The sequence below is a fragment of the Streptomyces asiaticus genome (genome assembly GCF_018138715.1).
Lineage (GTDB): Bacteria > Actinomycetota > Actinomycetes > Streptomycetales > Streptomycetaceae > Streptomyces > Streptomyces asiaticus.
This window is the reverse complement of record NZ_JAGSHX010000004.1, coordinates 79,939-91,761: the sequence shown is the minus strand read 5'-3', so window position 1 is coordinate 91,761 and position 11,823 is coordinate 79,939. Positions and strand designations below refer to the sequence as shown.

Here is an 11,823-nt window from a genome sequence, read left to right as displayed (position 1 = left end):
GTGCTGGGCTCCCGCTACCGGCTCGGCCCCGGCCAGGCATGTCAGCGTTTTGTTCCGTTCGCGCGGCGCCAGCAACCCGTGAGGTACTGACGAAAACCCCGACGCTGAGCCAGGGAGTCAAACAGATCATCGAAGCCGACGGCGTACTGCTCCAGCGGTCCCGGAGCCGGCGGACACGGACGACGAGCGGTCATCACACACCCCTCCTCGTCCTTCTACTGCGGTCCCGACCCGATGTCAACAAACCACCGCTAGGCTCCTCAGCGCGCCACTTGCGCGACGAATGAGGTCTTGACCGAGGCCCTGACTCGCCATCCGAACGAAACCCTGCTGAACCTCGATGCGCTCGACGGCCTGTCCGGGGCGGCCGGTGACGCACCGGCCGCCCCGGACAGCGTCCGGTCAGGCCAGGTCGAACCGGTCGAGGTTCATGACCTTGACCCAGGCGGCCGCGAAGTCATGGACGAACTTCTCCTTGGCGTCGTCGCTCGCGTAGACCTCCGCGAGGGCGCGCAGCTCGGAGTTGGAGCCGAAGACGAGGTCGGCGCGGGTGCCGGTCCACTTGACCTCGCCCGTGGCGGCGTCGCGGCCCTCGAACGTGGTCTCGTCCTCGGACGTCGATGTCCATGTAGTGCCCAGGTCGAGCAGGTTGACGAAGAAGTCGTTGGTCAGCGTGCCGGGCGTGCGCGTGAAGGCACCGAGCCGGGACTGCTGATGGCCCGCTCCGAGGACGCGCAGACCACCGACCAGGACGGTCATCTCGGGCGCGCTCAGGGTGAGCAGGTTGGCCCGGTCGAGGAGCAGGTACTCGGCGGGCAGGCGGTTGCCCTTGCCGACGTAGTTGCGGAACCCGTCGTACGTCGGCTCCAGCGCGGCGAACGACTCGGCGTCGGTGTGCTCGTCGCCCGCGTCGACACGGCCCGGGGTGAAGGCCACCTCGACGTCGACACCGGCGTCCTTGGCGGCCTTCTCCACGGCGGCGGAGCCACCGAGGACGATCAGGTCGGCCAGGGAGACCTTCTTGGCGCCGGAGTTGAACTCGCCCTGGATGTTCTCCAGGGTGCGCAGGACCTGGGCGAGCTCGTCCGGGTCGTTGACCTCCCAGCCGCGCTGCGGCTGAAGGCGGATACGGGCGCCGTTCGCTCCGCCGCGCTTGTCGCTGCCGCGGAAGGTGGACGCCGAAGCCCACGCGGTGGACACCAGTTGCGCGACGGACAAGCCGGACTCGAGGAGCTTGGTCTTGAGGACCGCGACGTCCTCGGCGTCGATGGCCTCGCCCTGGACCTCGGGCAGCGGGTCCTGCCACAGCAGGGTCTCCTCCGGGACCTCCGGGCCGAGGTACAGGGACTTCGGGCCCAGGTCACGGTGGGTGAGCTTGTACCAGGCGCGGGCGAAGGCGTCCGCGAACTCGGCCGGGTTCTCGTGGAAGCGCTTCGAGATCGGGCCGTAGATCGGGTCGAAGCGCAGCGAGAGGTCCGTCGTGAGCATCGTGGGCAGACGCTTCTTCGACGGGTCGTGCGCGTCGGGGATGATCTCCTGCGCGTCCTTGGCCACCCACTGGTTGGCGCCGGCCGGGGACCGGGTCAGCTCCCACTCGTAGCCGAAGAGGATGTCGAAGAAGTCGTTGCTCCACTGGGTGGGCTTGGTGGTCCAGGTGACCTCCAGACCACTGGTGATCGCGTCACCGCCCTTGCCGGTGCCATAGGTCGACTTCCAGCCCAGGCCCTGCTGCTCCATCGAGGCGGCCTCGGGGTCGTTGCCGACGGCATCGGCGGGGCCGGCGCCGTGGGTCTTGCCGAAGGTGTGACCACCGGCGATCAGGGCGACGGTCTCCTCGTCGTTCATCGCCATGCGACGGAACGTCTCGCGGATGTCGCGGGCCGCGGCGATCGGGTCCGGGTTGCCGTTCGGGCCCTCGGGGTTGACGTAGATCAGACCCATCTGGACGGCGCCGAGCGGGTTCTCCAGCTCACGGTCGCCGGTGTAGCGCTGATCGTCGAGCCAGGTGGTCTCGGGACCCCAGTACACGTCCTCGTCGGCCTCCCAGACGTCGGCGCGGCCGCCGCCGAAGCCGAACGTCTCGAAGCCCATCGTCTCCAGGGCGACGTTTCCGGTGAGGATGAGGAGGTCGGCCCAGGAGATGGACTGGCCGTACTTCTTCTTGACCGGCCACAGCAGCCGGCGGGCCTTGTCGAGGTTGCCGTTGTCCGGCCAGCTGTTCAGAGGGGCGAAGCGCTGCTGACCACGGCCGCCACCGCCGCGGCCGTCGCTGATGCGGTAGGTGCCGGCGCTGTGCCAGGCCATACGGATCATCAGCGGGCCGTAGTTGCCGAAGTCCGCGGGCCACCAGTCCTGCGAGGTGGTCAGCACCTCGGCGATGTCCTGTTTCACGGCCGCCAGGTCGAGGCCGGCGAACGCCTGCGCGTAGTCGAACTCCGCACCGAGCGGGTTGGCGACCACGGGGTCCTTGGCGAGGATCTTCAGGTTGAGCCGTTCCGGCCACCACTGACGGTTGCCGCCACCCTGGGTGGGGTGCGCGGCGCGACCGTGGGCGACCGGGCAGCCGCCCGACTCCTCGGGCTTCGCGTCGGTCACGATGGCATCGTGGTTCTCGGACATGGCAATCCTTCTGGAGAGTGGACCAAAGAGATGGGTCGGGTACTTGCTCACGCATGACGAGAAACGGGCAGAACAGAGCCCGGCAGGTGACCTCGCCCCGCGCTTCGTTGCTCAGATGGCCGTCGAACATCGTCCGGTGACGCAGGCGGAGGACTGTTCTTCACGAGCGTGCCGTGGAAACCGGTGCTCGCTGGTAGAAGCGGCTGGCGGGGACCAGTACTGTCCCCTGTCGGTCTTCGCCGTTCCGTTCCCCCCCACGCGCCCCGGGCACGTGGGGGCCTCGAGGGCACCAGCGGAGCGATCTCCGCTCGGAGGTGGTGAGAAGTCAGGTCCGAGCGGGGGCTCCTGTGCCCGGCGCGTCGACGTCACGCACCGCCGTGTCCGGCTCTGCCCGTGGCGTCTCGCGCTCATCAGGGTTCAGCGCGAGAAAAACGAAGCCCGCGAGTGTACCGCCGACACCTTGAGCTATGAGATATACCCACAGCGACGACCAGGAGAACAATCCGGCCACAGAACCGCCCACGGCAACAGCCGGGTTGAAGACCCCTCCTGATATGCCCCCCACTGCCACCGCACCTGCGAGGACGGTAAAACCGATGGCCAGGCCGTAGAAGGAATTCTGCGGGTGGTCGCTGCTGGTGGCGACATTGAGAACCACGTAGGCCAGCATGAAGGTCAAAAGTGCTTCCGCTGCGAGCGCTGCTCCGATCTGACGCCCCGACAGGGAGACGGCTGTCACCTCATCCGGATCGACGACCCAGCGACCGATCAGTCCTCCCACTAGTCCGCCCGCCACCTGTGCCACCACGTAAGCCATGGCCTCACCCCCCTTGATGCGGCCTCTCACGAAGACGCCGAGCGTGACAGCCGGGTTGAAGTGAGCACCCGAGACATGGCCTCCGGCGTACACCATCACCATGAGGGACGCGCCAATCGCCAAGGGCGCGAGGGCCGCTTTGGACAGTACTGTCGCGGTGATGGTGAAAACCAGGAATAACGCGCCGATGAATTCAGCTAACGGTTTACGCAAAGCTATCCCTTTCGAGGGTTCAGTGGTCATGGGTTCCGGTTCCGCAGCTCACAGACGACACAAAAGGACTTGTGGCGGCCCGCAACGCTGAACCAGCGGTTCCGACCAACACCCTAGGGGGGATTGGCAGATCTCTCATCGGTCGAGCTCTTACGAAACGCTGACATCGTTTCCCGCCGGGCGGAAGGCCGGCAACGGATCACGTCACAAGAGGCCCAGCAATCGACGAGGAACCGCATCAGCTCCCTTCGGCGGTTGCGCCGGTTACGACGGGTCCCGCGCCCAGACCCCCTGGGGCACCGGCACTGGGGCTGTTTCGCAGCCCGTCCATGAGATTGTCCAGCTCGTGAACGAGTCTCGTGGGAGTCACACGCCAAGCGGAGTTCGGCCTCAGCCGCGCGCCTCACAGGCCCTGGACGTTGCCCGCCATTCACGGCGCCGTCGCTGCCGACACCGAGACGTCTCGTACGCGAGAAACCGTGCTTGGGCCGCCATCACCCTCATGACCAGACGCCTCGCCCGAAAAGGCGCTACCCCCAGCCGGCCAAGGAAACCCGCGTCGGCCGACAGCTGACCGGCCATCAGGGCGAATCTTCCGGATCTTGCGGGGCTCGCGACGCGTTGATCGCCTGAAGACAGACCCAGTCCTTCGAGGAACCAGCCTCCGCGGGTCGGCGTCCCCCCCCAGAAGCCAGCAAGATCGACTCCAATGGAGGCTGCCCATGACCGGCACGGCCGCCCGCCACCTCTATGCATGCCCAGCCGCAGGAGACGCGGATTCACTTCGGCCTGGATCTCGTCGACGAAGGAGCGAAGCACACTGTCGTACTTCGCCGACCGGCCGGCAGGTTGCCCGGGTGTCGGCTGATCTCGCGGGTCAGGTCGCAGGCGCCCACCATCCGCCGGAGCATCGGCGTAGGCACCGACGGATGGACGTTCGACGGCGCCTCGTACTCCATCGAACCCAGGTGAGATGCGTCGCTGACGGCCAGTGCGTGCGGACACACGGTCGGCGTCCCCATGCGCGGCGGATCCGAGTCAGCGGCTCGTCGCCGAGGGGGAATTTCGGATCAGGCGGCCTTGATGCCGGGCGCGCAGGCGCAGCCGGCCAGCCGTACGGGCAGCGTCCCGCCGGCCGCGGCTGCCTCGACGTCGCTGAGCATGCGCTCCCGGCGATCGGCGCTGATCAGCGTGCCCCGCACCACCACCGCGTGCACGCGTTTGGTGTTGCGGATGTCGGCGAGGGGGTCGGCATCCAGGACCACGAGGTCGGCGATCGCGTCCCGCCTTACGACACCCACTTCTCGCAGTCCCAGGAACCCGGCGGGCGCGCTGGTGGCCGCCTGCAGTGCCTGCATCGGAGTGAAACCCGCTTCGACCAGGTTTTCCAGTTCGTCGTGCAGACTGAACCCGGGGTAGACGTAGGCAGTTCCGGTGTCGGTACCGGCCAGGACCGGCACCCCGGCGAGGTGAGCGGCGCCGATCCAGCGTAGGCGGGCCCGGAACAGTTCCCGGTGTTCGACCACATCCTTCGCGGTACGCCCTGCCAGATAGAGCTGTTCGAGCTGGGCCTGCCAGCCGTCGAGGGTCGCCGCGGGCAGGTAGCGCAGCCGATCGTCGTGCAGCGCCACCGACTCGGGCAGATCGAACACGCGATGCTGCGTCAGCGTGGGTACCTGGTGCGAGCGGTCGGCGGCGAGCCTGCCGAACACCTGGCGCGCCCGGGCCGGGTCAAGTGTGCGCGCAGCCAACACCTCCAGCGGGTGGGTCTGGTTGAACCAACCGTTGTAATCGCCGCTGCCGACGTTGATCTCTGCCAGGCGGCGGCGAATTTCCACCTCCGCGCTCGACGTGTCGAACCAGCTTGTGTAGATGTGCTCGAAGCTGCGCTGCCCGGCCGCACTCGCCTCGACCAGTGGGATCGCGTCAGGGGTGTGGCCGACGAACGAGACGCCCAGTTTGCGGCACTCGTCGGCGATCGCGTGGTAGGCCTCCGGTGTGAGCCTGACGTAGACCTTGATGAAGTCAGCCCCGTCGGCCACCGCCTCACGCACCGCCGCCCTGGCCTCCCTGGCGTTCGCGACTTCGACGTATGGCGAACCCCCACCCGCGAGCAGCGATTGATCGCCGTCCACGATGCCGCTGGCGACGACGGAACGGGGGCCGAAGAGTGTTCCGGCTTCGACCCGGTCACGCCACTCGTACAGCAGCGCCTGACCATTCATGTCACGGACGGTGGTGACACCGTTGGCGAGAAACAGCGGCGGGTCGATCTCTTCCTGCCCACTGCCGTGCACATGGGAGTCGATGAAGCCGGGCACGACGAACTTCCCGCGCCCGTCGACAACTTCCGCGTCCGCGGGCACGTGAACCTCACGCGTGGTGCCGACAGCGGCGATCCGGTCGCCACGCACCAGCACCGTGGCGTTGGACAGCGGCCTCCCCCCTGACGTGTCGATCACCGTGGTTCCCGTAATCGCAACTGCCGAGGCCGAGTTCGGGTTCATTGTGCGGCCTGCGGCGTGGACCGCTGGTGCGCTCATGGCCCCGGCCACGAGGCCGGCGCTCATTCCCATACCGACGCCAAGAACCCGACGCCTGGTAGGCCTTGCTGCCATCACATGTCTCCATCGTTCGTCCGGATGAACACAGGTGATCGTAAAAGCTGACACTGGCGTCAGGTGCAACTGTCGCTCGTCGGCGCGGCCGACGGCGTGATGACGTGATGACGTGATGACGTGACGCTGTCCGGACCGGACGATTCGCCGGCCGGTGACGCCGATCGTCACGCCATCGAGCCGTGATGCGCCATGAAGTGAGCTGGGAGTACCTTTCCACTGGAACCCGGGTTTCCATTGAGGCGAGCCGGGGGCGAGACCTGGAGCCCCGAGCCCCGAGCCCTGAGTGCCCGGGCTTCGGTGAGGACATGGTCGTTACCCGGCGGCCTGCGGTGACGGCTCCTCGTAGATACCGACGCTGAGAACGTGCTCGAGAACGCCGTCGAGTTTGTCGCGTGCCGCGGTCAGTTCGGTGATGCGCTGCTCAATGGCCTCACGCTCGTGCCGGATCTTGTCGAACATGCTGCTGGTGACCATTCCCGTGGACACGCACGGCAGCAGATCGACGATCGTGTGGCTGGGGAGTCCCGCGGCGAAGAGCTGCTGGATCAGCTGAACGCGCTCGACTGCGCCCTCTTCGTAGGTTCGCTGTCCGCCCGCGGTGCGGTTTGAGTCCAGCAGCCCTTGCTGCTCGTAATAGCGCAGCGAACGCACGCTGACGCCGGCCCGATCTGCCAGTTCCCCGATCCGCATCATGTCTCCCGTCACGGCCGCCTTGGCGGGCTTGTACCTGACATCACTGTCAGGTTCTAGCGTAGGCGACGGCTCCGAAAAACGGAGACCCCCACTCACCCATCTGCCCGCACCCCGGTGCACCAGCGGACGGGGCCGGGCAAGGAGGCGCAAATGAAGCTTGCGGGACAGACCGCCCTGGTCACGGGCGCAAACCGAGGCATCGGCCGCCGGTTCGTCGTCGAGCTCCTCGCTCGTGACGTGCGCAAGGTCTACGCCGGCATCCGCAACCCGGATGCCGTCGACGTGGAGATGCGCGAGGACCCACGGGTCGAGCTCGTGCGCCTGGACATCACCGACATCGACATGGTCGAGGCGGCAGCACGCCAGGCCGAAGACGTGTCGGTGCTGATCAACAACGCCGGGATCATCGCCTACCAGCCTCTCCTGGAGGCCGACGTCGACACCATCAGGCGCGAGATCGAGACAAGCGTGTTCGGGACCCTTTCCATGGCCCGCGCGTTCGCCCCCGCACTACGTGCGCGCCAGGGCGCGATGACCAACATCCTGTCCGCCCTGGCATGGTTCTCCTACCCCGGCTCCGGCGGCTACTCCGCGGGCAAGGCCGCCGCGTGGAGTCTGACCAACAGCCTGCGTCTGGAGCTCGCCCCCGCGGGTGTCCTGGTCCAGGGCGTGCATCTGGGATCGGTCGACACCGATTTCAGCGCCGGGTACGACGGATTCAAGATCGACCCCACCGACGTCGCACGCTCCACTCTCGACGGAATCGAGAACGACCAGATCGAAGTCCTCGTCGACGACTGGAGCCGAGCCGTCAAGGCCGCACTCACCAGCGAACCCAACGCCGTGCTCAACGAACTGATCGGCTAGACCGGGCTGATCTGCGCAGATGGCTCCGATGGAAACGCATCGGAGTACGCATCGCCCGCAAAGGCATCGAGTCCAGCGAACGCTTAGGGCGACGCCGGTGGGTCATCGAGCGCACCATGTCGTGGCTGTCCGGATACCGCCGACTCAGCCCCCGCTACGAACGCAATCCCCGCAACTACCTGGCCTTTCTCGGGCTCGCCGCCACCCTGTGCTGCTACAACAGGCTCGTCCGCCTCACCACATAGGACCCGGTCTTAGTCGAGGAGTTGGTAGGTCGGCTACCGTCCCGATGACCGCGCGTCGTATGCGTGCTGCGCCGACAGGACCTCGTCGCTGTGCTCGATCGTCCATTCGTGCAGGCGTGTGAAAGGGCCGCGGAACGATTCGCCGAGTGGTGTGAGGGAGTACTCCACGCCGAGCGGGGAGGTTTCGAGCACCCGGCGCTGGATCATGCCGTTGCGTTCGAGTCTCCGCAGTGTCTGGGTCAGTACCCGCTGTGTGACGCCCTCCAACTGTCGCTTGATCTCGTTGAACCGCGTCGGTTGCTCCAGGACCGCCATGACCATCATCGACCACTTGTCGGAGATCTGATCGAGGATGGGCCGGCTCGGGCACTCGGCACTGAATCGCGGAGTGACGTGGGGCGGCAGGGGCGTGGGGCTGGTATCCATCAAGATCCTTGGTTGTCGAAAAGTGCGTTATTGACCGTTCACGGCGCAGAGACCAGGGTTGGTATCCGTTGCAAACCTACTAGCTCACCGCAAACCTTGGAAGACTCATGAACCTGGACCAGTACACGACACTCCGCGTCGCCATCGATGGCGGAGTCGCGCGGATCAACCTGGACAATCCCCCTGTCAACGTGCTCAGCGGAACCCTGATCCGCGAACTGCACGACGTGCTCGCGAAACTGCGGGACGACCGTTCGGTCCGCGTCATCGTGTTCTCCAGCGCCAACCCCGAGTTCTTCGTCGCACACGTCGACATCCACATCCTCGAGGAGATGGACGAGCTGCAGGAGATCGCGGACCGCAACCCGAACACCAACCTCTTCCAGGGGGTCGGCGAGCTGCTGCGTCACCAGCCGCAGGTGACGATCGTCAAACTGGCGGGCAAGGCGCGAGCCGGAGGCGCCGAGTTCATCGCGGCGGCCGACATGACCTTCGCCGCGCGGGAAACCGCGGGCATCGGCCAGAGCGAGGTGTTGATGGGCATCGTGCCGGGTGGCGGAGGCACGCAGTACCTGCGCGAGCGGGTCGGGCGCAACCGGGCGCTGGAACTGCTGCTCACCGGTGACCTGGTGGATGCGGACACCGCGGCCGCCTACGGGTGGATCAACCGTGCGGTGCCCGCGGCCGAGCTGGACGCGTTCGTCGACGGGGTGGCGGAGAAGATCGCCGCGCTCTCCCCGGAGCTCATCGCCGCCGCCAAGCAGTTGGTGCCTCCGGCGGACCTGACCGACGGCCTGCGAGCGGAAAACGACGCATGGGCCGAGCTGGTGAGCGGGGATCTGCCGGCACGACTCATGACGGGGGCGCTGGAGCGCGGTGCGCAGACTCCGGCGGGCGAGCGCGACCTGGAGTCGGTCATGCGAAGCCTCGCTGCCGGCCTGTAGAGCGAGAGTCACGGCCTGCTGGATCGACCGGTGCCGCCCCCGCGCGGCCCAGTGAGCCCGCGGCCGGCCATGTGACCCACGCCTCGGCGAACAACTCGCCGACGTACAAACGGCCCAAAGACCCAGCCGTCGGCCACAACGTGGGACGAACGCGATCGGACCTGCCGATGGTCCGCGGCACGTTCGATCCGTCTCAGCTGACCGCTCGCGAGGCGGCGATCTCGCGGCCAAGGAAATCAGACCACGACGCGGTACTGGCCCCCGCCGTGGTGACATGCGCGGTCCCTGGCCAGTGCCGTGGACCGCGCCACAACCAAGAGGAGAGACGAAGCAATGAGGGCAGCCTTCTACGACACGCCCGGTCCCGCGAAGAGCGTGCTGCGGGTGCTCGACGTCGAGCACCCCGAACCCGGCCCCGGCCAGGTCCGCGTCCGCGTCGCACTCTCTGCGATCAACCCGGGCGACATGTTCATACGAATGAACTCCACCCCGCAGGACTTCCAGCGCGTCGGCGAGCACACCGGCCGCATCCCGCACCAGGACGGCACAGGCACGATCGACTCGGTCGGCGCAGGCGTCGACCCGAGCCGGGTCGGTGAACGCGTGTGGATCTGGATGGCCGGCGCAGGCCATCCGTGGGGGACCGCAGCGGAGTGGACCGTAGTGCCGTCCGAGCAGGCCGTTGCGCTGCCGGACGGGATCTCCGACGAGCTCGGCGCGTGCCTCGGCATCCCGGCGATGACCGCGCACTGGTGCCTGCACGCCGACGGCTCGCCCCGCGACCGCACCGTACTCGTCGCGGCAGGTGCGGGCGCCGTCGGGCACTACGCGATCGAACTCGGCCGGATCGCGGGCGCACGGATCGTGACGACGGTCAGCGGGCCGGAAAAGGCCGCGTTGGCCAAGGCCGCGGGTGCAGACCTCGTCGTGAACTACCGCGACGCCGACGCCGCCCAGCAGATCCTCGACGGAGTCGGGCCCGTCGACCGGATCATCGAGGTCTCGCTGACCGACAACCTCGAATTGGACCTGGCCGTCACCGGCCCGGGAGCAACCATCGTGACCTACGCAGCACAGCCCGACGACCCGACCCTGCCGGTCTTCCGGCTCATGTGGTCCAACCTGGTGCTGCGGTTCGCGCTGTTCCTCACCGAACCGCGGGATGCGCTGCTGCGTGCCGCCGCCGAGATCACCGCAGCCCTGCGCGAGGGCGCCCTCACGCCACTGCCAGTGCACTCCTTCAGTCTTGACGACGTCGCGGCCGCACACGAGGCCGTCGAGAACGGCATCATCGGGAAGGCTGTACTCGACCTGCGTTGATCAGTCCATTGCGAACAGCACGAGAATGAGCCATAACTTCCTGCCTCCAGGGTTCAGAACGAACTCGTAGCCGCGGCTTGCCGCATCCATCGAGCGGGCCGAGGAGCAGGTGGACAGTCCAGGAGGTCGCCGCGGGAGGCGAGTTCGTCGAGGACCAGGCGGTGGAGCTTGGCCCACACCGGGCCTTCGAAACAGCTCCCACCGCTCGTCCGGCACCAGCCGCTCAACAATCACCACCACGGCCAGCAGCGCACCCAGCAGAATGAGATGACTTCTACCGGTAGTTCGTTAAATCCGGTGGTGGTGTGGGTTGACGGCTGGTCGGGTTGGTCGTAGGCCGGTGGTAGGAGTCAATTGCCTTGCTGGGGGCTGAAGATGACCGCTCGCCGTCCGTGTCCGCCTGCGCCGGGGCCGTTGGAGGACTACGCGGCCCGGTTCGACGACCTCTTCTTCAGCCTGGCCCAGCGGCGAGGGTTTCGCGAGTACCTGACCGGACTGCTGGCGCCACGGGAGCGGAACAAGACGATCACCTGTCTGGCCCGGGCGGAGCCGGTGGCCGGTGCGGGGATGCCGGCGGTGCAGCGGCTGCAGTTCTTCCTGTCCGAGTCGCCCTGGGAGGTCGAGCAGGTCAACGACCGGCGGCTTGAACTGCTGCGCGAGCAGTCGGCGACGGCTCCGCACGACGGCGGGGTCATCGTGATCGACGACTCCGGGGACCGCAAGGACGGCACAGCCACCGCACATGTCGGCAGGCAGTGGCTGGGCCGGCTGGGCAAGACGGACAACGGCATCGTCACGGTGACCACGGTGTGGACCGACGGCCGTGTGTACTACCCGCTGCACGCCACTCCCTACACCCCGCCCACCACTTCGCCCGCGGCCGCTCCGACCCGGCCTTCCGCACCAAACCGCAGCCGGCCGCCCACCTCGCGGCCCGCGGGAAGGAGGCGGGCTTCGACTGCCGCGCGGTGGTCGCCGACTGCGCCTACTTAAGTCAGCGACACCTGGTACCTCGCACTGCGCCAGGCCGGCCTGGCCTACGTGGTCGCGCCCTAGCC

Annotated in this window: 9 protein-coding genes and 2 pseudogenes; 5 read left to right on the top strand and 6 right to left on the bottom strand. The window is 67.4% G+C overall.

The window, feature by feature from the left end:
• The 5 genes and pseudogenes from KHP12_RS53785 to KHP12_RS07785 form a co-directional block, all read right to left on the bottom strand.
• A pseudogene (locus tag KHP12_RS53785) lies at positions 1-194 on the bottom strand (IS701 family transposase); the annotation flags it as partial.
• A 208-nt stretch (positions 195-402) separates the two neighbouring features.
• Positions 403-2,619 carry a catalase/peroxidase HPI gene (katG, locus tag KHP12_RS07800; protein WP_211832102.1) on the bottom strand — a complete coding sequence of 739 codons (2,217 nt, stop codon included), beginning with the start codon at positions 2,617-2,619 and terminating at the stop codon, positions 403-405.
• A gap of 325 nt (positions 2,620-2,944) precedes the next feature.
• Positions 2,945-3,679: an MIP/aquaporin family protein gene (locus KHP12_RS07795; protein WP_244203143.1), complete on the bottom strand. Its 735-nt coding sequence runs from the start codon at positions 3,677-3,679 to the stop codon at positions 2,945-2,947.
• 1,040 nt (positions 3,680-4,719) lie between these two features.
• On the bottom strand, positions 4,720-6,219 hold the full coding sequence (locus KHP12_RS07790; protein ID WP_211832100.1) for an amidohydrolase family protein: 1,500 nt from the start codon (positions 6,217-6,219) through the stop codon (positions 4,720-4,722).
• Positions 6,220-6,582: 363 nt separating this feature from the next.
• Positions 6,583-6,960, bottom strand: coding sequence for a MerR family transcriptional regulator (locus KHP12_RS07785; protein ID WP_086884124.1), 378 nt, complete (start codon positions 6,958-6,960; stop codon positions 6,583-6,585).
• Positions 6,961-7,113: 153 nt separating this feature from the next.
• On the opposite strand from KHP12_RS07785, the gene KHP12_RS07780 reads away from it, so the two are divergent.
• Together KHP12_RS07780 and KHP12_RS07775 are read left to right on the top strand one after the other, a co-directional pair.
• A complete protein-coding gene (locus KHP12_RS07780; protein WP_086884120.1) occupies positions 7,114-7,830 on the top strand; it encodes an SDR family oxidoreductase in 717 nt (238 codons plus the stop codon).
• Positions 7,830-8,075: pseudogene (locus KHP12_RS07775) on the top strand (transposase); the annotation flags it as partial. The gene KHP12_RS07780 and the pseudogene KHP12_RS07775, both read left to right, overlap by 1 nt.
• 33 nt (positions 8,076-8,108) lie before the next feature.
• Here KHP12_RS07775 and KHP12_RS07770 read toward each other — a convergent pair.
• Positions 8,109-8,501: a winged helix-turn-helix transcriptional regulator gene (locus tag KHP12_RS07770; protein ID WP_086884119.1), complete on the bottom strand. Its 393-nt coding sequence runs from the start codon at positions 8,499-8,501 to the stop codon at positions 8,109-8,111.
• A gap of 107 nt (positions 8,502-8,608) precedes the next feature.
• Between KHP12_RS07770 and KHP12_RS07765 the strand changes: the two genes are divergently transcribed.
• The 3 genes from KHP12_RS07765 (at position 8,609) to KHP12_RS50820 (ending at position 11,758) form a co-directional block, all read left to right on the top strand.
• The gene (locus KHP12_RS07765) at positions 8,609-9,445 is read left to right on the top strand and encodes an enoyl-CoA hydratase/isomerase family protein (RefSeq protein ID WP_211832098.1); all 837 of its coding nucleotides are present in this window, start codon (positions 8,609-8,611) and stop codon (positions 9,443-9,445) included.
• Positions 9,446-9,778: 333 nt separating this feature from the next.
• On the top strand, positions 9,779-10,765 hold the full coding sequence (locus KHP12_RS07760) for an NADPH:quinone reductase (RefSeq protein ID WP_211832096.1): 987 nt from the start codon (positions 9,779-9,781) through the stop codon (positions 10,763-10,765).
• A 414-nt stretch (positions 10,766-11,179) separates the two neighbouring features.
• Entirely contained in the window at positions 11,180-11,758 is a 579-nt protein-coding gene (locus tag KHP12_RS50820; RefSeq protein ID WP_244203142.1) for an IS701 family transposase, read from the top strand.
• Positions 11,759-11,823 lie beyond the last annotated feature (65 nt).

What these genes read in the sequence shown, in the direction of transcription:
- KHP12_RS07765 (WP_211832098.1), top strand. Translation starts at nt 8,609, where the DNA reads ATGAACCTGGACCAGTACACGACACTCCGCGTCGCCATCGATGGCGGA.
- KHP12_RS07790 (WP_211832100.1), bottom strand. Translation starts at nt 6,219, where the DNA reads ATGAGCGCCGGCCTCGTGGCCGGGGCCATGAGCGCACCAGCGGTCCAC.
- KHP12_RS07780 (WP_086884120.1), top strand. Translation starts at nt 7,114, where the DNA reads ATGAAGCTTGCGGGACAGACCGCCCTGGTCACGGGCGCAAACCGAGGC.
- KHP12_RS07795 (WP_244203143.1), bottom strand. Translation starts at nt 3,679, where the DNA reads ATGACCACTGAACCCTCGAAAGGGATAGCTTTGCGTAAACCGTTAGCT.
- KHP12_RS07770 (WP_086884119.1), bottom strand. Translation starts at nt 8,501, where the DNA reads ATGGATACCAGCCCCACGCCCCTGCCGCCCCACGTCACTCCGCGATTC.
- KHP12_RS07785 (WP_086884124.1), bottom strand. Translation starts at nt 6,960, where the DNA reads ATGCGGATCGGGGAACTGGCAGATCGGGCCGGCGTCAGCGTGCGTTCG.
- katG (WP_211832102.1), bottom strand. Translation starts at nt 2,619, where the DNA reads ATGTCCGAGAACCACGATGCCATCGTGACCGACGCGAAGCCCGAGGAG.
- KHP12_RS07760 (WP_211832096.1), top strand. Translation starts at nt 9,779, where the DNA reads ATGAGGGCAGCCTTCTACGACACGCCCGGTCCCGCGAAGAGCGTGCTG.